The organism is Sporosarcina gallistercoris (assembly GCF_050459885.1).
Classification (GTDB): domain Bacteria; phylum Bacillota; class Bacilli; order Bacillales_A; family Planococcaceae; genus Sporosarcina; species Sporosarcina gallistercoris_A.
Window position 1 is genome coordinate 50,118 of record NZ_JBCMNO010000005.1, and the last position, 19,832, is coordinate 69,949.

The window sequence follows — 19,832 nt, forward strand, 5'->3', positions numbered from 1 at the left end:
ATCAATATGGAGGAGGACTACATATGACTGAAGAGATGAATGTAGAAGAGATGGACGGGTATAATGAAGGAGATCGCGTGACGGGCAAAGTAACAAAGATAGAAGATAAGTCTGTCACAGTGGAAATTTCTGGTGCACCATTTGACGGCGTGATTCCAATCAGTGAATTATCTAGTCTTCACATTGAAACAGCATCTGATGCAGTAAAAGAAGGCGATGAACTTGAGCTTTCCATTATTAAGGTGGAAGATGACGCTTTCGTATTATCAAAACGAAAAGTAGATGCTGAAGATGCATGGGGGACATTGGAAGAGCAATTCAATAATGCGGTAACGATAACAACTGAAGTGAAGGACGTTGTCAAAGGCGGCCTTGTTGTCGACCTGGGAGTGCGCGGGTTCATCCCGGCATCACTGGTGGAAGACCATTTCGTTGAATCCTTTGAAGAATACAAAGGGCGCACTATGGACTTTAAGATTGTGGAAATGGACAAAGAGAAAAATCGATTGATACTATCACATCGTGCTGTTCTCCAAGAAGAGAAATCTTCGAAAAAAGAAGAGATCCTTGCAAATCTACACGAGGGTCAAGTTCTGGAAGGTACCATTCAGCGCATCGCTTCATTTGGTGCATTTGTAGATTTAGGCGGTGTGGATGGGTTAGTCCACATTTCACAGATCGCTCACGGGCACGTGGAAAAAGTTTCGGATGTCCTGAATGAAGGCGACAAAGTTGAAGTGAAAATTTTGGCTGTTGATCGCGATGCTGAACGTATCAGCTTATCCATTAAAGATACGCTAGCTGGACCGTGGGAAGGTATTGAAGACAAAGCTCCTAAAGGTGCGGTGCTGCAAGGTACTGTGAAACGTCTTGTATCTTATGGAGCTTTTGTAGAAGTGCTGCCGGGAGTGGAAGGTCTTGTCCACATTTCTCGGATTTCACATGATCACATCGGAACTCCGAACGAAGTCCTATCTGAAGGACAGACCGTCGAAGTGAAAGTGTTGGATGTTAATCCGGACGACAAACGTCTATCTTTAAGCATTAAAGATTTGACTGAAAAAGAAGAGGACACTTATGATGGCTATGAAATGCCTGAAGAACCCTCTGGTTTTTCGATTAGTGATGTCATCGGAGATCAGTTAAAAAAGTTCTCAAACTAATATGATTTGTGGACTTGTAACAACTGTTAATGAAAGAGATGGCTCTTTTTTGAGCGCCATCTCTTTTTTTTGTGTATAATATGCAGAAGATAGCTTGGAAGGATGAATGACTAATGAGTAAACCAACAGTAGCCATCGTAGGACGTCCGAATGTAGGGAAGTCCACGATTTTTAACAGAATTGTCGGAGAACGTATTTCAATAGTAGAAGATGTTTCCGGAGTGACGCGGGATAGAATTTATAGTGCAGCAGATTGGCTGTCTCACGAATTCAACTTGATTGACACAGGTGGGATCGCTATAGGAGACGAACCGTTTTTGGTCCAAATCCGTTTGCAAGCTGAAATTGCGATTGAGGAAGCGGATGTGATCATCTTCCTTACAAATGGAAGAGAAGGTGTTACCGATGCTGACGAGCAGGTGGCAAAGATCTTGTATAAAACGAAAAAGCCGGTGGTTCTTGCTGTAAATAAAGTGGACAACCCTGAGATGAAAGACATGATCTATGATTTCTATTCACTCGGTTTCGGTGATCCGCATCCTATTTCGGGGTCTCACGGTTTAGGGCTTGGTGATCTATTAGATACCGTAGCAGAAAACTTCCCTGACCCATCAGAAGAAGAGGTTGAAGAAGATGTCATCCGTTTTTCTTTAATTGGCCGGCCGAATGTCGGTAAGTCATCATTAGTTAATGCTTTACTTGGTGAAGAACGTGTGATTGTAAGTGACGTTGCAGGAACCACCACGGATGCGACTGACTCTTCTTATGAATATGAAGGACAGAAATTCAAAATTATCGATACAGCCGGGATGCGCAAAAAAGGGAAGGTTTACGAAAATACGGAGAAATACAGTGTACTTCGTGCCTTGAAAGCCATCGACCGCTCAGATGTAGTGCTGATCATCATAAATGGGGAAGAAGGTATCCGTGAGCAGGACAAACGGATTGCTGGATATGCAGAGGAAGCAGGGAAGGGGATTCTTTTCGTTGTAAATAAGTGGGATGCCCTTGAGAAAGACGAGAAAACGATGAACCGTTTTACCGAAGATATCCGAAAAAACTTTTTATTCCTGGATTACGCGCCGATTGCTTACGTATCTGCAAAAACCAAGCAAAGAGTTCGCTCATTGTTTGACATGATCGTGACTATTAGTGAAAGTCATTCGATGCGTATTCAATCGAGTGTACTGAACGAAGTGATTGAGGATGCCATCGCTAGGAATCCAGCTCCTGCAGACAAAGGGAAGCGTCTCCGTATTTATTATTCAACACAGGTTGCAGTCCGGCCACCGGCTTTTGTTGTATTTGTAAATGATACGGAGTTGATGCACTTTTCTTATGAAAGATTCCTTCGTAATCGCTTGCGTGAATCTTTCGGATTTGAAGGGACGCCGATTCGAATTATCACTCGTGCTAGAAGTTAATGAAACTGTAGGGAAGGATGAGGAATCTTGAAAAAAGTTTCTGTAATTGGTGCGGGAAGCTGGGGGACAGCACTAGCTTTTGTTCTTGCGGAAAATGGGCATGACTGTATGATTTGGGGCAGAAGACAAGAACAGACTGATGAAATCAACGATAAGCACACCAACGAAGCTTACTTGAAAAACTGTCACTTGCCTGAATCATTGAAAGCCAGTTCCAATCTTAAACACGTTGTAGATCATGCAGACATTCTCGTTGTTGCTGTTCCTACAAAAGGTATGCGCGAAATAGGTGCGCAATTGAATGGCCTAATCCAACAGCCGAAACTTATTGTACATGTTTCCAAAGGGATTGAACCGGACACCCTCAAGCGCATTACCGAAATGCTTGCGGAAGAAATTCGTCCGGCAGCGCGTAAAGGACTTGTTGTGCTCTCTGGACCTTCTCACGCAGAGGAAGTCGTATTACGTCATCCAACGACCGTGACCGTGGCATCAGAGGACGCGGATGCAGCGAAAGAGATTCAAACGCTTTTCATGAATTCCTACTTCCGTGTATATACGAATGAGGACGTTCTTGGTGTTGAACTCGGCGGTGCCCTTAAAAATGTGATTGCACTGGCTGCAGGGATCACGGATGGCTTGAATTATGGTGACAATGCCAAGGCGGCTTTAATCACGCGAGGCCTAGCTGAAATTACACGCTTGGGTGTCAAAATGGGCGCAAATGCTTTGACGTTCTCGGGTCTCGCAGGAATGGGGGATCTGATTGTTACATCTAACAGCGTCCATTCACGTAACTGGAAAGCAGGGAATATGCTTGGGAAAGGCTATTCTCTCGCAGAAGTGACAGAAGGCATGGGAATGGTGATTGAAGGTGTTCGCACAACTAAAGCCGCTCGTCAACTTGCAGAGCAGTATGATGTCTCTATGCCGTTGACAGAAGCTTTATACTCTGTCTTGTTTGAAGGTCATGAACCTAAGGAAGCGGTGGATTGGTTAATGAATCGCGGGAAAAAGAACGAAACTGACGACTTCTCTAATTGATCCAAGGTCTGCTTTGTCTATATTTGTTGAGCTGAAGATTTACGTCCTCCGAATACGAAGTGTTTGAAACGGAAAGCATTCGCCTAAAGTGGAAACCAAGGGTACTGAGTGGTATTGATTAAATCAACACATAGACAGTTCACTTATTTCATGCATAAATTTACGATTGGAAGGAATGACGTACTTTGTCCTCGCTGGATAAAATGTGGCTGTCTTTTTACGCCATGGGCTTCATGATGGTTTCCATGGGACTCATTCATGTTAGCCGCACCAAATTAACAAACAAGTTTCTGAAGATAGTATTTGCTGTCATTGCATACGGTCTGCTGATTTTTTCATTCTTTGCAATGATCTACCTCGTCTTTAACGGACCTACGGGAGGCGCATAAGACTATGAAAAGAGTGCTATTTCTTCCTATTGTGGTCATAGTTTCCGTTTTTTTGTCAGGATGCATGTACCCGCAAGATGAAATGGAAAGTAAGCAGAGACCTTATGAGGATCAGCTGGAAACTGTACAAAAAGCGGTCGATACGTACCAGGAACAGTCGGATGGTTTACTGCCGATCAAAACAAAGGATATGGCTACAGATCAGTATATTAAGTATCCAATCGACTTTGCTAAAATCGTTCCTTCATTAACAGAGAAAATCCCATCAAACGCTTACGAACAAGGTGGTATTTATCAATACGTTTTAATGGATGTAGAAGAGAATCCAACTGTAAAACTTGTGGATTTACGCGTCGCTGAACGGATTAGGGAACTGATTTTGCGGAAGACCGTGAACGGAGTACTTCCTTTCAAAGATGCTGTACAAGAAGGTGCGAATGTCTACGAAGTTGACTTTGAAAAAATGGGACTTAAAGAACCGTTGACTGTTGAGAGCCCTTATTCTGACGCTCTTCTGCCTCTCGTGGTAGGTGGGGATGGAAAATTCTATATCGATTATTCCATTGACTTAAACCGTATTTTGGAGAAGGAAAAACCTTCAGTGAAGCCTGGAGACGACATCCGTTTCTTACTTTCGGACAACTATCCGATCCTCCCTGCCTATTCGTTACCATACACGGTGAACGAAGACAACGAACCAATTTTCATGAAATCGTCTAACTGAACAAAAACGTTTCATGCTTTTATGCATGAAACGTTTTTTGTTTTCATAAACTACTATGCGTAGAAAAGGAGGACGATGGAAATGAAAGAAGAACTATATGAAAACTTAGCGAGACGAACAGATGGCGATATTTATATCGGAGTGGTAGGTCCTGTTCGTGTCGGAAAATCCACTTTTGTTAAACGTGTCATGGAAGAAGTAGTTATCCCCAATATGAGTGATCAGGCAGACCGGACCCGTGCACAGGATGAGCTTCCACAAAGCTCTCCGGGCCCCGTCATTATGACAGCGGAACCGAAATTTGTCCCTGCGCAAGGAACTGCAGTTTCGATTGGAGAAGGGGAACTCTCTTTTCAAATTCGCTTAGCTGACTGTGTCGGGTATGTCATTGACGGTGTGAAAGGCTACGAAGACGAAGACGGACCTAAATATGTCCATACTCCGTGGCACAATGAACCCATTCCATTTGAAGAGGCTGCACGTATCGGGACAGACAAGGTCATCCGGGATCATTCAACGATCGGGATCTTGCTAACAACTGACGGAACAGTGAACAATATTCCTAGAGCCTCTGCGGAAGCGGCTGAAACGGAAATCGTGTCCAAATTGAAAGAAATCGGTAAGCCGTTCGTCATTGTTTTAAACTCTAAAATGCCAGCACATGAAAAAACGGTTCAGCTCAAACAACAATTACAAGAAGAGCATGGAGTCCCTGTCATTGCAATTAGTGCAGATCAGTTGAATGCACAGGAAATCCAATTGATATTAAAGGAAGCCCTTTATGAATTCCCGATTACTCACATCGATCTGCAAAAGCCTGACTGGATGGATGTGTTAGGAGCAGAGCATTATTTGAATGCAAATATTGATGAAATAATCAATGAAGGATTTCTAGAGGCCTCCAAAATCCGGAAGGTCCAACAACTTGCCGAGCGGTTGAATGAAGAAGATTACATCAAACACGCTGAAGTTATCGAGGTGGATGCAGGTAAAGGAAGAGCTATCCTAGACTTGAAAATAGATGAACAAACGTATTTGAGTGTTTGTGAGTCGTATATGGATACCGAGATGAAAACAAAGAAAGATTGGCTAGTGTTCATTCAAGAAGCGGTCAAAGCGAAAAAATCGTATGATATGTTTGCTGAAGCGATCGAGACTGCGAAACAGGATGGATATGGTGTTGCCCTTCCAACCATTGCAGATTTCCAACCAACACAACCAGAACTTATTAAGCAAGACTCATTTTACGGAGTCCGCATGAAAGCGACCGCTCCGGCATTACATGTCATCAGAATCGATATGGAAGCGGAATTTGCGCCGCTCATCGGCTCTGAATTCCATAGTCACCACTTGTTGAAAGAGCTGAAAAACGCTTACTTACATGATCGCGATGCGCTTTGGGAGACACAGTTGTTCGGAACTCCCCTGCATGAAGTGATGAAAGAGAGTATCCGTTTCAAAACGTCTGCAGTACCGTCCAGTGCTCGCAGAAGACTGCGTGAAACCATTGAAAAAATGGTGAATGAAGGAAATAAAGGCATGGTGACATTTATCGTCTAAAGAGTGAAGATCCGTCTACAGCGGGTCTTTTTTCTGTTTTTGAGAGAACTTAGAAGGACCTGAACCACAATATTGTTGCACCGCAGAAATGGTTATGTTACTCTTTTTACAGTGTTAAAGAGGTTTTATAAACGTTTGAGAGGAGGTGAACGAGATGAACAAAACTGAATTGATCAACTCCGTAGCAGAAGCAGCAGATCTTTCCAAGAAGGATGCAACAAAAGCTGTCGAAACTGTTTTCGAAACAATCCAAGACGCTCTTTCAAAGGGTGAAAAGGTACAATTGATTGGCTTCGGTAACTTCGAAGTACGCGAGCGTGCTGCTCGTAAAGGCCGTAACCCTCAATCTGGAGAAGAAATTGAAATCGCAGCTAGCAAAGTTCCTGCATTCAAAGCAGGTAAGGCATTGAAAGATGCTGTAAAGTGAGTTCAATTACATAGAAGCCCGTCAGATGTCCTATACGGATAAGCTGGCGGGCTTCTTTCCGTTTAGTGAGTGAAATTCAGAGCCGTCAACTGTACTGAATGAGTGGAGTATGCTACTATTTTGAAAGACTAGATGTGCAACAGAGGAGGTTCCGGCAATGGAAGAAGTGGATTTTGGTAAAATAGAACAAGCGGTCACGATGATCCTCGAAGCAATTGGCGAAGATCCGGATCGAGAAGGCTTATTGGAAACACCTAAGCGAGTCGCGAAAATGTATGCGGAAGTATTCGCAGGAATGGCGGACGATCCTCGCATGTATTTTGAAACGGTTTTCCATGAACAGCATGAAGAAGTTGTGTTAGTGAAAGATATCCCTTTTTACTCGATGTGTGAACATCATCTCGTTCCATTTTTTGGTGTCGCCCATATTGCATACATACCTCGTGACGGCGTTGTGGCAGGTCTCAGTAAGTTGGCAAGGGCTGTTGAAACTACGGCGAAGCGTCCACAACTGCAAGAGCGGATTACAACAACCGTTGCAGATGTCATGATGGAAATGCTGAAGCCGCTCGGTGTTTACGTGATCATCGAAGCGGAACATATGTGTATGACGATGAGAGGGATAAAAAAACCCGGATCTAAAACGATTACAACCGCAGCAAGAGGGATTTACGAACATGATGATGTGAAAAGGTCGGAAATTCTGTCTCTTGTAAAGTAAGGTCTTGGTCCTTTGCGGATCGCCGTTTAACTATGATATGATAGGTGAGATATGAAAGACAGGAGAGAGAATTATGACTGCACCGGATTACATCGTCATTAAAGCAAAAGAAGATGGTGTCAGCGTTATCGGTTTAACTCGAGGTAACGACACGAAATTCCATCATACGGAAAAACTTGACTGTGGAGAAGTGATGATTGCCCAGTTTACGGAACACACATCCGCTATGAAAATCCGTGGGAGTGCAGAGATAACCACTGCACACGGGGTCGTCTCCAGTGAAGAGAGAGCATAACAGCAACCTGCATCGTTCACTTGTCAGATGCCTTGGAATGGAGAAACGGTGATGAACAAACAAGAATTGAATTCAATTGTTGAAAACTATATAAACGACCTGCAATTCGCACTTCGTGAATCCATTCTGAAAAGAGAAATCGGTCTTTTTCCTTTAGACTCAGTGAAAGCATTTTTTCTTTTGCTTCCCATTGTTAACGAAGAAATCAAAGAGGACAGGCTTTACAAGATTACATTGTCTCTTGGAGCGATTCACGCAGCGCTTGATGTTCACGATCGCATTGAAAGAACACAAGCGACTTCGGCTGAACAACAACTGACTGTACTTGCAGGAGATCATTTCAGCGGAATACATTATCGTATTTTAGCTGAAATTGGTGAGTTCGCATTTATTCGCGAATTGTCTAAAACGATTGCCCATATTAACGAACAGAAAACTGCATTGCATAATGAACGGAATATAACCGGTCCTGTTCTATTGGAGAGGCTAAGAGTTATCGAGTCAGGGTGTATTGCTGTTTTTTACAAATCTTATGGATTTGAGAGTTATCTTGAGCTTGCGGAGACTGTGTTATCTCTTGTGCGACTGGATAAAATGGATAACTCCAATGAACAGCAAGCATTCGTTGTAGACAAACCCATTATCCAACAGGCATCGGATTTACTCTTACCCAAGCTTAAGCAAGAGCTGGAACAGATGGATTCGCTGCATCCGATACTTCGAGAGGCGGTTCAAGAACTCGTGAACTCGATGAAATCGCTTAGCTGACATTGAAAAGAGGAGATACCACTTGAGTCAATCTAAAGAACAGAAAGTCCACTCTGTATTCGAATCGATATCAACGGACTATGACAAGATGAATTCTGTCATCAGTTTTAACTTGCATAAAAGATGGCGTGCTGACATCATGGAGCGCATGGATGTGAAAGCCGGATCCAAAGCCCTGGATGTCTGTTGTGGAACAGGTGACTGGACCATATCCATGGCCCAATCAGTAGGTAGCCGAGGAGATGTGACCGGGCTTGATTTCAGCAGCGCAATGTTGTCATCGGCGGCTCCTAAAACTGGAGAGTATCCTAACATTACCTTGATTCAAGGTAATGCGATGCAGCTGCCATTTGAAGAGAATACATTTGACTACGTGACAATCGGTTTCGGCTTACGGAATGTACCCGATTATGAAACCGTATTAAAAGAGATGTTCCGAGTAGTTAAACCGGGAGGGATTGTTGCATGTTTGGAAACTTCCCAATCAGAGATTCCTGGTTATCGTCAGTTGTTCAGACTTTACTTTAATAACATTATGCCCATATTCGGAAAACTGTTCGCAAAAAGTTATAATGAGTATTCGTGGCTTCAAGAATCTGCTGATGATTTCCCGGGCCGTGAGGAATTAGCTCAGCTATTTAAGTCTGCTGGATTTACTCGGGTCGATTATCGTCCTTATAGTGGCGGGGTAGCTGCCGGACATATCGCAATCAAATAATAAGCAGGCGGGAGAAGGGAAACATTTTGGAAAAGTTGAAGGCAATGGCATTATATACCGATTTCCGAAAGGAACTCATCTATATTGAGAAAGAGCTTGAGAATGCCGTTCAATCGGATTCTCCGCTTATTCAGCAAGCCTCCATGCATTTGCTGAGAGCTGGAGGAAAGAGGATCCGTCCAATTTTCGTATTTCTTTCTTCCAAGTTCGGAAATTATTCAATGGAAACAACTGCGAAAGTTGCCGTTTCCCTGGAACTCGTTCACATGGCTTCTCTCGTTCATGACGATGTCATTGATAATTCTAATATGAGAAGAGGACGTAAAACTGTAAAAGCGAAGTGGGATAACCGGGTTGCTATGTATACTGGTGATTTCATTTTTTCACGCGCATTATCTTCAATTGGTGAAATCGAAATGGCCTCCGTCCATCGGTTATTAGCGGATACGATGCTTGAAATCTGTAAAGGTGAAATCATTCAATTCGATTACCAACGAAGAATGGACCAATCATTCCGGGATTACTTGCGTCGTATTAAGCGGAAAACAGCGCTCCTTCTCTCTTCCAGCTGTGAGTTAGGCGCGCTGATTTCCAATGCCGATGATGAAGTGGTGCGCAGACTTAGAAACTTCGGATACTATGCGGGGATGGCCTTCCAAATAGTTGACGATATACTGGATTTGACATCTTCGGATAAGCAGTTAGGGAAACCAGCGGGTTCTGATTTGTTGAATGGACATCTGACATTGCCTATTTTGTACATACGTGACGAACCGGCCTTCCAGCCATACTTGACTAATGCGTTCAATGGCACGTTATCAGAAAAGGAACGTGCTGAAATGCTCCGCTATATTCGAGAAAGCGGTGCAATCGAAAAAGCTCATAAGGTAAGTGATCTGTATTTGGAAAAAGCAACGGCTGAGATTCTGTCTTTACCGGATAGCGATGCGAAAAAAGCATTTGAACAAGTAGCGGACTTTCTTGCGAAACGAACTTTTTAAATTCTCGAAGAAAAAGAAAAAATTGAAAGATCGCTTGACCTTTGGTACGATCAGTAGGGGTAATCCCGATTTGTCACTATGAAGGAGTGTAATTGAATTATGGAAAAAACATTTTTAATGGTAAAACCTGACGGCGTGCAACGTGGTCTGATTGGTGAAATCGTTAACCGTTTCGAAAGCAAAGGATATCAGCTAGTTGGAGGCAAATTGATGACAATTTCCCAAGAACTTGCAGAGCAGCATTATGGTGAGCACAAAGAGCGTCCTTTCTTCGGTGAGCTTGTGGACTTCATCACATCGGGACCTGTATTCGCTATGGTATGGGAAGGCGAAAATGTCATCTCAACAGCACGTCTGATGATGGGTGCTACAAACCCTAAGGAATCAGCACCAGGAACAATCCGCGGTGATTTCGCAGTCACTGTAGCAAAAAACATCATCCACGGTTCAGATTCACCAGAATCTGCAGAGCGTGAAATCAATTTGTTTTTTAAAGAAGAAGAACTTTCTTCATACGAAAAAGTAGTAAACAGCTGGATCAACTAATACAAAGCAAAAACAGCCTAGCGGGTTCCGCCGGCTGTTTTTGTTATACATAATTGCTGGATGGAGGTAAACAATTGTCCGATTACATTAAATTTATCGCCAGTGTCAAACAAAAAACGGGAATCGACCTATCTCTTTACAAAGAAGCTCAAATGAAAAGACGTCTTACTTCGCTTTATGAGAAAAGGGGATGTAAGAACTTCACGGAGTACTTTGAGTTGATCCGCAATGATCGATCCATGATGGATGAATTCCTGGACCGAATGACGATAAATGTATCTGAATTTTATAGGAATTCGCAACGCTGGGATGTATTAGACAAAAAGATTCTTCCTCAGCTTCTGCAGAAAACTAAAAAGCTGAAGTGTTGGAGCGCTGCGTGTTCTACAGGAGAGGAACCTTATTCCATGGCAATGGTCTTATCCAACCACATTCCGTTAAGGGAGATAGTGATTTCTGCAACTGATTTGGATAACGGGGTACTTGAAAAAGCAAAGGTCGGCTTATATCCGGAACGTTCGTTAAAAGAAGTGCCTTCGGAAATGAAACAAAAGTATTTTAAGCAGGATGGCCAGTTTTTCCAAGTGACAGACGAAGTGAAGAAAACCGTTGTCTTCAAACGACATAACTTGCTTGATGATGCATATGGGAACGACTTTGACTTAATTGTCTGTCGGAATGTGATGATCTATTTTACTGAAGAAGCGAAAGATCGAATCTATACAAACTTTGCAAAAGCGTTGAAACCTGGTGGGATTCTTTTCGTTGGAAGTACTGAGCAGATTTTCAGTCCTGAGCGTTATGGGCTGGAATCGGAGGACACCTTCTTTTATAAGAAAATATGAAAAATCCGGACTTTTCCGGATTTTTTTGTTTAAACAAGTAGTCAACTTTGCTCTAGTTTGGTAAAGTGCTAACAATGGTTGCATTTCAGCAAGTATTAAAAGGGGGACTTCAAGATGAGAGTATTAACAGCTGGGGAATCGCACGGTCCGGAATTGACCGCTATTATTGAAGGGTTACCGGCTCAATTGCCGTTGACGGCCGAAATGATCACTAGGGAGTTGTCGCGTCGTCAAGGCGGACATGGCAGAGGACGGAGAATGCAGATTGAAAAAGATCAGGTAGTTATTTCATCTGGTGTCCGCCATGGAAAAACTCTGGGTTCACCTGTGACATTGACAGTTGTAAACGATGATTGGAAGCATTGGACCTCCATAATGGGCATAGAACCCCTGTCAGAGGACGTCCGGCCGGAGGATATTAAGCGTCAGATCACGCGTCCGCGGCCTGGACATGCAGACTTAGTCGGAGGCATCAAGTACGGACATCGAGATCTAAGAAACGTACTCGAACGCTCATCAGCTCGTGAAACGACGATGCGTGTAGCTGCTGGTGCTGTGGCGAAACAATTCCTGCGTGAACTCGGTATCCATACAATTGCACATGTCGTCGAAATCGGTGGAGTTGTCGCTGATTCCGCTGCAACCGCTGATCTTTCAATGGAAGAGATCCGTATGCGAGTAGAGGCCGATCCAGTATACTGTGCGGACCCTTCTGTGTCACAGGCGATGGTTGACGCGATCGATGATGCCAAGGGCCGTGGTGACACCCTTGGGGGGGTTGTGGAAGTCGTGATAGAAGGATGCCCTCCAGGTATGGGAAGCTATGCGCAATTCGATCGCAAGTTGGATGGACGTCTTGCTGCTGCTATGATGTCTATTAATGCGTTCAAAGGCGTAGAGTTTGGAATCGGCTTTGAAATGGCGAAACGATTCGGAAGTGAAGTGCATGATGAAATTGCATGGTCCGAAGAGAAAGGCTATTATCGAAAAACGAATCGTCTTGGCGGTTTGGAAGGCGGAATGTCGACAGGTATGCCGATTGTCATTCGAGGGGTTATGAAACCGATTCCGACGTTGTATAAGCCGCTGGAAAGTGTGGATATCGATACAAAAGAGCCATTTACTGCAACTATCGAGCGGTCAGATCCATGTGCGGTCCCAGCAGCGTCAGTAGTAGCGGAGCATGTGATTGCAACTGAGTTAGCCAAAGTGATCATCGAAGAGTTCCGTTCTTTTGAAATGGATGGACTGAAAGCTGACATCGAGCAATACCTTCTTTACGCAAAGGAGTTTTAACCGATGAAACAACTCACCGTTAAAACAAAGAGCACTTCATACGACGTCCACATAGGCGAAGGGGTATACGACCTATTTGCCACGCAATATGAAGAATTACTGAATAATGCGGATAAAGTTGGAGTTTTTGCAGATGCCACAGCTGCGTCATACCATTTGGAAAAACTTGAACAAGCGTTAAAGGCAGCCAATATACCCTTTGTACTTCATATCCTTCCAGCTGGGGAGGAAAGTAAAACCCCTATCGGTTTTATGAATTGTCATTCGTTCCTGCTTCAGCATCATTTCACAAGACAATCTGTTTTGATTGCATTCGGCGGAGGAGCTTGTGGGGATCTGACGGGTTTTGTAGCTGCGACTTTCATGAGGGGGATTCCTTTCCTGCAATGTCCAACAACTATACTTGCTCACGATAGCGCTGTCGGTGGAAAGACTGCTATTAACATGCCCGAAGGTAAAAATATGGTAGGGTCGTTTCATCAGCCGGCTGGAGTCCTTTTTCAACCTGAATTATTTACGACTTTGCCGAAACGGGAAGTACGTTCCGGTATGGCCGAACTCGTAAAACATGCGTTGATTTCAGACGCTGATTGGACGAGGTCACTTCTTTTGAATTCTAACTTCCCGCACTTTTCTGCTGAACTGTTATCTACTGAGCTCCTCAAAGGGATTCAGGTAAAAGCGGATATTGTGGCACAAGACGAATTTGAACAAGACCTGCGTAAGTTTCTAAACTTCGGTCACACGCTTGGCCACGCGGTGGAAGCCTATTTCGGATTCGGAAAAGTAAGTCATGGCGAATGTGTCATGATCGGAATGACGTATAGTCTCCTATTGAGTGAGACTTATGGCAACATATCCTCTGAATTCACAAAAAGCTTTATCCGCTTTGCTGAACATGCAGGTTATCCGATTCAAGCGATTCAGGATGTTGAATTTAATTCACTCTTGAAATTCATGAAAATGGATAAGAAGGTATCATCAGGTGAACTGGTTTTCGTCTTGCTTCACAGTCTAGGACATCCGTTTACACAAAAGGTTTCAGAAAGACAATGTGAACAGGCTTACCTTGAATTGAATTCCCGTATAAAGGAGGAAGTGTTCGATGACAGTAAGAGGAGTAAGGGGAGCAACAACCGTAAGTGAGGATGAACAACAAGCCGTTTTGACAGCAACCGAGCAGTTAGTTCAGACAATGGCGATGGAGAATGATTTGAAAGCTGACGATATCGTTTCAGTTCTCATCTCTACGACAATCGACGTGCAGTCCGCATTTCCTGCAAAAGCGGTCCGCACAATCGAAGGATGGAACTATGTACCTGTTATGTGCATGCATGAAATGGATGTACCTGGCGGGATGCCGCTTTGTATACGTGTACTCATGCACGTCAATACAGACGTGGCACAGCAAGACATCGTTCACATTTATCAAAACGACGCAGTTCAGTTAAGACCGGATCTTAAGAAATAGTACAGTATACAGGAGGAATCCGAACATGAATTGGAAACCAGCATTAGCAACTATGAATCCTTACAAACCAGGGCGTTCTATAGAAGATGTCCAAAAGGAATTTGACTTGGTAGAAATCGTGAAGCTTGCATCTAACGAAAACCCTTATGGATGCGCACCTTCAGTCCGGAGGATTATGGAGAACCCAGGCGTTCAGGTTGAAATGTATCCCGAAACTTCAGCTCCTCCGCTGCGAACGAAGCTTGCAAGGAAATTAGGAGTGGAAGAATCCAATATCATTCTCGGGAACGGATCGGATGATCTGATCACGATCATTTGCCGTGCGATTCTCAACCGTGAGTCGAATACATTGATGCCAACTCCATCATTTCCCCAATACGCACACAACGCAAAAATAGAAGGAGCTGAAATCCGTGAAATCCCGCTTGTGGACGGAAGACACGATCTTGACCGTTTCTTACAAGAAATCGATTCCTCCACGGCTGTCATTTGGATTTGCAGCCCGAATAATCCGACAGGTGATCTCATCCCATCTGAACGCTTAAGGAAATTTTTGGACGCAGTACCCCGCACTATTTTGACAGTTTTGGACGAAGCATATTTTGAATACATAACTGAGGAGAGTTATGAAAATCCGATTCAATGGCTATCCGAATACCCGAACCTCATGATCTTACGGACATTCTCAAAAGCATACGGTCTTGCATCATTCCGTATCGGATATGGAATCGCTTCCTCTGAAATTATTACAGAACTTAACAAAGTGAGAAATCCGTTCAATACTAGTTCGTTAGCTCTCCTTGTAGCTGAGCAGGCTCTGGCAGACCAGAAATTCATTGATGAATGCCGCATGAAAAATGATCATCAGCGTAAGCGTTTTGAACAGTTTGCCCAAAAGCACAACTTGCACATCAACCCATCAGAAGCGAATTTCGTCTTGATCGAAGTACCGATGGATGCCGATGAAGCAACTGACAAGTTACTGCAGCAAGGATTTATCGTAAGAAGTGGCAATTTACTAGGAACACCGAACCGGGTTCGGGTCACCATCGGTTCTGAAGAACAAAATGATGGGTTCTTCAAAGCATTCGAATCACTTTTGACAAATAGAGGGTAAAAATATGACAACTAACGTATCTATCATCGGGCTAGGGCTGATTGGCGGTTCCCTGGCATTGGCACTGAAACGCAATCAAGAAATCATAGTCACTGGATTTGACCGATCATATAAATCTGCAGATGAAGCTTATCGGAGGGGCATTATTGACGCGGTCGCACCTTCAGTCAAAGCGGCGGCCAAAGAGGCAGATTACCTCATATTTGCTGTGCCTGTTGCTGCAACGGCGCAACTGCTACAAGAAGCTGTATTTTGGGATTTGAAGCCATCGGTTATCGTAACTGATACGGGAAGTACCAAACAACCCATTATGAGTGCCGCAAAGGGGTTAATCGACAAAGGGATCACCTTTATTGGAGGTCATCCGATGGCGGGTTCCCACAAAAGCGGAATTTCGGCAGCTATCGAGCATCTATTTGAAAATGCCTATTATGTGCTAACGCCTGCAGAAAGCTGTCATCCTGATGACCTTGAGCGCATCAAAACTTTGTTAACAGTAACACAAGGGAAATTAGCTGTGCTGGATGCAACCGAACATGATCAGATGACTGCCGTCGTCAGCCATTTTCCGCATATTATCGCATCTTCTCTTGTGAACTTGCTGGCTTCGCAAGAACAGAGGCAGCCGTTTGTTAGGAGATTGGCTGCTGGCGGTTTCCGTGACCTTACTCGAATCGCATCCGCGGATCCAATCATGTGGCGGGATATCACTGTCCAGAATAAAGAAGAGCTGATAACTCAACTGGACAGATGGGTTTCTGAAATGCAGACAGTCCGGGAAATGTTAAATGACAATGATCCCGATTCGATTCAACAGTTTTTCGAACAAGCGAAACAGTTTCGTGACCAGCTCCCATCAGTAACGCAAGATGAAGCTCAAGGAGCACTATATATGCAATTCGACCTGCATATTGATGTTCCGGATCATCCAGGAGTGATATCTGAGATAACGCGCATTCTGGCTGTAAAAGAGATCAGTTTGACGAACATCAGAATCGTTGAGACACGCACGGATGTGTATGGAATCCTTGTAATCAGCTTCCGTTCTGCAACAGAACGGAACGAGGCTGCACAAGTTCTCGAGAAAGAAACCGATTACTCTATGCAAATACTTTGACGGAGGTGCTTTTTATGGAGAAAATAGACATGATCACAGCTTCCTATGAAGGGGATGCTTTGAAGGGGACTATTCGCGTCCCTGGAGACAAATCGATTTCCCATCGCGCTGTCATGCTTGGGGCGATTGCAAAGGGTACAACGACTATTAGTGGTTTTCTAGCAGGAGAAGATTGTCTCGCGACGATACGGATCTTCTCTCAGCTCGGAGTGGAAATCGAGAGAACCGGAACGGATGTAACCGTTATAAGTCCGGGAATCAAAGGATGGAGAAATCCAAATGGAGCATTGGATGCTGGAAACTCAGGAACGACCGCTAGACTCTTGCTTGGCATTCTGGCAGGATCGAATGTCACTGCAGAAGTGACTGGTGACCGGTATTTGTGCAAACGTCCGATGCGCCGTGTTACCGCTCCATTGAGAGAAATGGGGGCGATATTTGAGAGTGCCCATGAGACAGGGACACTGCCATTGACAGTTAAAGGCACCCGGCTTCAATCGATGTCATATGATATGCCTATTGCTAGTGCGCAAGTGAAATCAGCAATTTTGTTTGGCGGTTTTTCTGCAGATGGAATAACAACTGTTACTGAAGCGGCCGTTTCACGTGACCATACTGAACGAATGCTACGGCAGTTTGGAGCCGACGTTCAAACGGAAGCAAACTCTGTCTCAATAGTTGGTGGACAGTCCTTGCAAGCATGTGAGGTGAAGGTGCCGGGCGACATTTCTTCAGCTGCTTTTTTCATGTGTGCAGCGGCTATGGTATCGGGAAGTTCACTTACATTTGAAGAGGTGGGGCTCAATCCGACTCGCACTGGAATTATTGATGTTTTGAAAGATATGGGGGCAAAAGTATCTATTAAAAAGAACGGTGAGGGGGAAGGCGAGCCATATGGCGAGCTAACAGTACAATCAGCTGATTTGCATGCTGTCGAAATTAGCGGTTCATTGATCCCCAGATTGATTGACGAACTCCCAGTGATTGCATTGCTCGCGACGCAAGCAACCGGTACAACAGTCATTAAAGACGCGGAAGAACTTCGGGTGAAGGAAACCGACAGGATTGAAGCGGTTTGTTCTGAATTGCAAAAATTAGGAGCTTCAATCGAGTCGACCCCCGATGGAATGCGGATTACAGGGCCGACAAAACTTAAAGGTGCAATACTTAGCTCTCATGGGGATCATCGATTAGGAATGATGGCTGCCATTGCGTCATTAGTGACTGAGGGCCCAGTAGAGATTGAAAATGCGTCCTGTATCAATGTTTCTTATCCTGGTTTTTTTGACCATCTTAATTCATTGACACAATCGAAACTCTAACGGAATTTTTGTATACAACGCGTTAAAAAAGGAGAAACTATGGAGCAGGTACAGCAATTAGAAAACATGATTATGAATGGAAATTTGCAAGCTATTGAAGAAACGGTTGAGCAACTTACCAAAAGCATTGAATTCGATGCGATTTATGACAGTGCCACTCTTTTGATGGAGTATGGTCTTGTCCCACAAGCGGATCAGTTATATGATGTTTTACTTGCTCATTTGCCGGATGCGGGTCAATTGAAAATCGATCGGGCAGAAGCGATGATGGCATTGGGAAGAGAAGACGAAGCATTGTTATTGCTGACAGATATCCATAAAGAAGAAGACGAATATCTCCAAGCACTTCTGCTGTTAGCCGATTATTATCAAACTATAGGAATGGCAGAGGTTGCGCTCTCGAAAATTGAAGAAGCAGAGGACCTTGCTCCGGAAGAACCGGTGATTCGATTTGCGAAAGCGGAACTTTTACTGGAAAGTGGTAAATATTCTGAAGCTGCCCGTCTCTATTTGCAGTTGAGAGAACGTGGATTGGACGACGTTGGCGGGACTTCCCTGGATTCGCGGATAGCAGAAGCTTACAGTGCTGGCGGAGCCTATGAAGAAGCGGTCCCTTATTATGAGTCACTCCTCGAGGGCGGCAAAATACTTCCTGATACCCTTTTCGGCGCAGCTTACAGCCAGTATCAAAGCGGTCACCCACAGCCGGCCTTGCGACATTTAAATCAACTAATCGATATGGATCCAGATTATTTCTCCGCATACATGCTGGCAGGTCAAGCGAGTCTCTTATTGGAGGAAAATGAGAATGCTTTGACTTTCTTCACGGAAGGGATACGCAGGGACGAATTTGACAAAGAACTGCATCTGGCAGCAGGTAAAATTGCTCTGAAGCTAGGGCGGCCAGAAGATGCAGCACGCTATCTGGGAGACGCACTAGCTTTAGATCCCGAATATGTAGAAGCCCGTATTTCGTTAGCATCAATGTTTGAACACCTGGAGCAATATGAAAACCTAATTGATCTGCTTCAAGATACATCCGAAGAACAGTTGGAGATCCCTTTACTTGCTGCGTTCAAAGCATATGCTGAAGAGAATTTGGAACAATACGCCGAGGCATACGCTTCTTACGTTCAGGCATACACTGGCATGAAGGAAGATCCGGAATTTCTAGAAAGATACGCTAAGTTCTTACTAGAAGAGGGGAAACGATCGGAAGCGGTGAACATTATAAAGGAACTGACGGCACTCGTACCGGACCTTCCTGAATGGACATCATTTCTAGAGGATCAGGAAGAAGAGGAGGCGTAAGATGGAAGCCATGATTCCTGTCGCTGCCAAAAAAGATTTCATTAGGTGGTTTTTAAAGCGCTATCGTTTAAAGCGCCGGGAATGTGTCTGGATTTTGAATTACTTATTGAGTCACGAGAAAATTTTGAGGAACGTTCACTTTACAGACGACGCGCATTTTTGTCCAAGGGCTATGGTGATTTCCACTACAGACTCGAATGGTGTGCCGTTCAGGTTTTACAAAGGAAGTCTAATGACAACGGATGCAGAAAAATCATTTCATGATTTACGGCTGCATCCGGATGAAAAAATGTTCATTCAACTTAACTTCCTGAAAAGCAACAGTTCGCCACATTATGCGAGTGTTCTGGAAGACAATCCCTATTTTCCGATGGATCAGCAAGTCAGTGAACGGGATCGTCAAATCGCTCAACAATTGTTGAAAGAAAGTATGACAACTTTGACCAAAGAGACGCTCATGAAACATGTAGATGAAGCTCTCGATGCGAATGACGAAGAACAGTTTTTGGCCTTGTCCGCTATGTTGAATGAATTAAATATACTTGAAGAACGATGACTCCATCTTTAAGGATG

General features: G+C 44.0%; 22 protein-coding genes. All 22 read left to right on the plus strand.

Annotation, left to right across the window (positions count from 1 at the left end; genetic code table 11):
• Positions 1 to 23 precede the first annotated feature (23 nt).
• The 22 genes from rpsA (at position 24) to ABE021_RS02240 (ending at position 19,815) form a co-directional block, all read left to right on the plus strand.
• The gene (gene rpsA / locus ABE021_RS02135; RefSeq protein WP_430286523.1) at positions 24 to 1,163 is read left to right on the plus strand and encodes a 30S ribosomal protein S1; all 1,140 of its coding nucleotides are present in this window, start codon (positions 24 to 26) and stop codon (positions 1,161 to 1,163) included.
• A 113-nt stretch (positions 1,164 to 1,276) separates the two neighbouring features.
• Positions 1,277 to 2,587, plus strand: a complete 1,311-nt coding sequence (der, locus tag ABE021_RS02140) for a ribosome biogenesis GTPase Der (RefSeq protein WP_430286524.1) — start codon at positions 1,277 to 1,279, stop codon at positions 2,585 to 2,587.
• 27 nt (positions 2,588 to 2,614) lie between these two features.
• Positions 2,615 to 3,631, plus strand: a complete 1,017-nt coding sequence (locus ABE021_RS02145) for an NAD(P)H-dependent glycerol-3-phosphate dehydrogenase (protein ID WP_430286525.1) — start codon at positions 2,615 to 2,617, stop codon at positions 3,629 to 3,631.
• A gap of 185 nt (positions 3,632 to 3,816) precedes the next feature.
• Positions 3,817 to 4,020, plus strand: coding sequence for a DUF2768 domain-containing protein (locus tag ABE021_RS02150; RefSeq protein WP_430286526.1), 204 nt, complete (start codon positions 3,817 to 3,819; stop codon positions 4,018 to 4,020).
• Between the two features lie 4 nt (positions 4,021 to 4,024).
• On the plus strand, positions 4,025 to 4,744 hold the full coding sequence (locus ABE021_RS02155; protein WP_430286527.1) for a hypothetical protein: 720 nt from the start codon (positions 4,025 to 4,027) through the stop codon (positions 4,742 to 4,744).
• A gap of 81 nt (positions 4,745 to 4,825) precedes the next feature.
• Positions 4,826 to 6,304: a stage IV sporulation protein A gene (spoIVA, locus tag ABE021_RS02160; protein WP_430286528.1), complete on the plus strand. Its 1,479-nt coding sequence runs from the start codon at positions 4,826 to 4,828 to the stop codon at positions 6,302 to 6,304.
• A gap of 154 nt (positions 6,305 to 6,458) precedes the next feature.
• The gene (locus ABE021_RS02165) at positions 6,459 to 6,731 is read left to right on the plus strand and encodes an HU family DNA-binding protein (protein WP_430286529.1); all 273 of its coding nucleotides are present in this window, start codon (positions 6,459 to 6,461) and stop codon (positions 6,729 to 6,731) included.
• Between the two features lie 157 nt (positions 6,732 to 6,888).
• Positions 6,889 to 7,452 carry a GTP cyclohydrolase I FolE gene (gene folE / locus ABE021_RS02170; RefSeq protein WP_430286530.1) on the plus strand — a complete coding sequence of 188 codons (564 nt, stop codon included), beginning with the start codon at positions 6,889 to 6,891 and terminating at the stop codon, positions 7,450 to 7,452.
• A 73-nt stretch (positions 7,453 to 7,525) separates the two neighbouring features.
• Positions 7,526 to 7,747, plus strand: coding sequence for a trp RNA-binding attenuation protein MtrB (gene mtrB, locus ABE021_RS02175; RefSeq protein ID WP_025784889.1), 222 nt, complete (start codon positions 7,526 to 7,528; stop codon positions 7,745 to 7,747).
• Positions 7,748 to 7,798: 51 nt separating this feature from the next.
• Positions 7,799 to 8,515 carry a heptaprenyl diphosphate synthase component 1 gene (locus tag ABE021_RS02180; protein WP_430286531.1) on the plus strand — a complete coding sequence of 239 codons (717 nt, stop codon included), beginning with the start codon at positions 7,799 to 7,801 and terminating at the stop codon, positions 8,513 to 8,515.
• Between the two features lie 22 nt (positions 8,516 to 8,537).
• A complete protein-coding gene (locus ABE021_RS02185; RefSeq protein WP_430286532.1) occupies positions 8,538 to 9,233 on the plus strand; it encodes a demethylmenaquinone methyltransferase in 696 nt (231 codons plus the stop codon).
• A 26-nt stretch (positions 9,234 to 9,259) separates the two neighbouring features.
• Positions 9,260 to 10,234, plus strand: coding sequence for a polyprenyl synthetase family protein (locus ABE021_RS02190; protein WP_430286533.1), 975 nt, complete (start codon positions 9,260 to 9,262; stop codon positions 10,232 to 10,234).
• 99 nt (positions 10,235 to 10,333) lie between these two features.
• Positions 10,334 to 10,780, plus strand: a complete 447-nt coding sequence (gene ndk, locus ABE021_RS02195; RefSeq protein ID WP_430286534.1) for a nucleoside-diphosphate kinase — start codon at positions 10,334 to 10,336, stop codon at positions 10,778 to 10,780.
• Between the two features lie 74 nt (positions 10,781 to 10,854).
• Positions 10,855 to 11,625, plus strand: a complete 771-nt coding sequence (locus tag ABE021_RS02200) for a CheR family methyltransferase (RefSeq protein ID WP_430286535.1) — start codon at positions 10,855 to 10,857, stop codon at positions 11,623 to 11,625.
• A 114-nt stretch (positions 11,626 to 11,739) separates the two neighbouring features.
• Positions 11,740 to 12,921 carry a chorismate synthase gene (aroC, locus tag ABE021_RS02205; RefSeq protein WP_430286536.1) on the plus strand — a complete coding sequence of 394 codons (1,182 nt, stop codon included), beginning with the start codon at positions 11,740 to 11,742 and terminating at the stop codon, positions 12,919 to 12,921.
• 3 nt (positions 12,922 to 12,924) lie between these two features.
• Entirely contained in the window at positions 12,925 to 14,067 is a 1,143-nt protein-coding gene (gene aroB / locus ABE021_RS02210; RefSeq protein ID WP_430286537.1) for a 3-dehydroquinate synthase, read from the plus strand.
• Entirely contained in the window at positions 14,027 to 14,392 is a 366-nt protein-coding gene (gene aroH, locus ABE021_RS02215; protein WP_430286538.1) for a chorismate mutase, read from the plus strand. The genes aroB and aroH overlap by 41 nt, the downstream gene beginning before the upstream one ends.
• 25 nt (positions 14,393 to 14,417) lie before the next feature.
• Positions 14,418 to 15,509 carry a histidinol-phosphate transaminase gene (hisC, locus tag ABE021_RS02220; RefSeq protein ID WP_430286539.1) on the plus strand — a complete coding sequence of 364 codons (1,092 nt, stop codon included), beginning with the start codon at positions 14,418 to 14,420 and terminating at the stop codon, positions 15,507 to 15,509.
• Between the two features lie 4 nt (positions 15,510 to 15,513).
• Positions 15,514 to 16,626, plus strand: coding sequence for a prephenate dehydrogenase (locus tag ABE021_RS02225; protein ID WP_430286540.1), 1,113 nt, complete (start codon positions 15,514 to 15,516; stop codon positions 16,624 to 16,626).
• A 14-nt stretch (positions 16,627 to 16,640) separates the two neighbouring features.
• Positions 16,641 to 17,948 (plus strand): 3-phosphoshikimate 1-carboxyvinyltransferase, encoded by a 1,308-nt coding sequence (aroA, locus tag ABE021_RS02230; RefSeq protein WP_430286541.1) that lies wholly within the window; start codon positions 16,641 to 16,643, stop codon positions 17,946 to 17,948.
• Positions 17,949 to 17,987: 39 nt separating this feature from the next.
• A complete protein-coding gene (locus tag ABE021_RS02235; RefSeq protein WP_430286542.1) occupies positions 17,988 to 19,259 on the plus strand; it encodes a tetratricopeptide repeat protein in 1,272 nt (423 codons plus the stop codon).
• A gap of 1 nt (position 19,260) precedes the next feature.
• Positions 19,261 to 19,815, plus strand: a complete 555-nt coding sequence (locus ABE021_RS02240) for a ReoY family proteolytic degradation factor (RefSeq protein ID WP_430286543.1) — start codon at positions 19,261 to 19,263, stop codon at positions 19,813 to 19,815.
• The last annotated feature ends 17 nt before the right edge of the window (positions 19,816 to 19,832 follow it).

What these genes read in the sequence shown, in the direction of transcription:
- aroH (WP_430286538.1), top strand. Translation starts at nt 14,027, where the DNA reads ATGACAGTAAGAGGAGTAAGGGGAGCAACAACCGTAAGTGAGGATGAA.
- ABE021_RS02180 (WP_430286531.1), top strand. Translation starts at nt 7,799, where the DNA reads ATGAACAAACAAGAATTGAATTCAATTGTTGAAAACTATATAAACGAC.
- der (WP_430286524.1), top strand. Translation starts at nt 1,277, where the DNA reads ATGAGTAAACCAACAGTAGCCATCGTAGGACGTCCGAATGTAGGGAAG.
- mtrB (WP_025784889.1), top strand. Translation starts at nt 7,526, where the DNA reads ATGACTGCACCGGATTACATCGTCATTAAAGCAAAAGAAGATGGTGTC.
- spoIVA (WP_430286528.1), top strand. Translation starts at nt 4,826, where the DNA reads ATGAAAGAAGAACTATATGAAAACTTAGCGAGACGAACAGATGGCGAT.
- ABE021_RS02235 (WP_430286542.1), top strand. Translation starts at nt 17,988, where the DNA reads ATGGAGCAGGTACAGCAATTAGAAAACATGATTATGAATGGAAATTTG.
- aroA (WP_430286541.1), top strand. Translation starts at nt 16,641, where the DNA reads ATGGAGAAAATAGACATGATCACAGCTTCCTATGAAGGGGATGCTTTG.
- ABE021_RS02225 (WP_430286540.1), top strand. Translation starts at nt 15,514, where the DNA reads ATGACAACTAACGTATCTATCATCGGGCTAGGGCTGATTGGCGGTTCC.
- ABE021_RS02240 (WP_430286543.1), top strand. Translation starts at nt 19,261, where the DNA reads ATGGAAGCCATGATTCCTGTCGCTGCCAAAAAAGATTTCATTAGGTGG.
- ABE021_RS02165 (WP_430286529.1), top strand. Translation starts at nt 6,459, where the DNA reads ATGAACAAAACTGAATTGATCAACTCCGTAGCAGAAGCAGCAGATCTT.
- ABE021_RS02155 (WP_430286527.1), top strand. Translation starts at nt 4,025, where the DNA reads ATGAAAAGAGTGCTATTTCTTCCTATTGTGGTCATAGTTTCCGTTTTT.
- aroB (WP_430286537.1), top strand. Translation starts at nt 12,925, where the DNA reads ATGAAACAACTCACCGTTAAAACAAAGAGCACTTCATACGACGTCCAC.
- folE (WP_430286530.1), top strand. Translation starts at nt 6,889, where the DNA reads ATGGAAGAAGTGGATTTTGGTAAAATAGAACAAGCGGTCACGATGATC.
- rpsA (WP_430286523.1), top strand. Translation starts at nt 24, where the DNA reads ATGACTGAAGAGATGAATGTAGAAGAGATGGACGGGTATAATGAAGGA.
- aroC (WP_430286536.1), top strand. Translation starts at nt 11,740, where the DNA reads ATGAGAGTATTAACAGCTGGGGAATCGCACGGTCCGGAATTGACCGCT.
- hisC (WP_430286539.1), top strand. Translation starts at nt 14,418, where the DNA reads ATGAATTGGAAACCAGCATTAGCAACTATGAATCCTTACAAACCAGGG.
- ndk (WP_430286534.1), top strand. Translation starts at nt 10,334, where the DNA reads ATGGAAAAAACATTTTTAATGGTAAAACCTGACGGCGTGCAACGTGGT.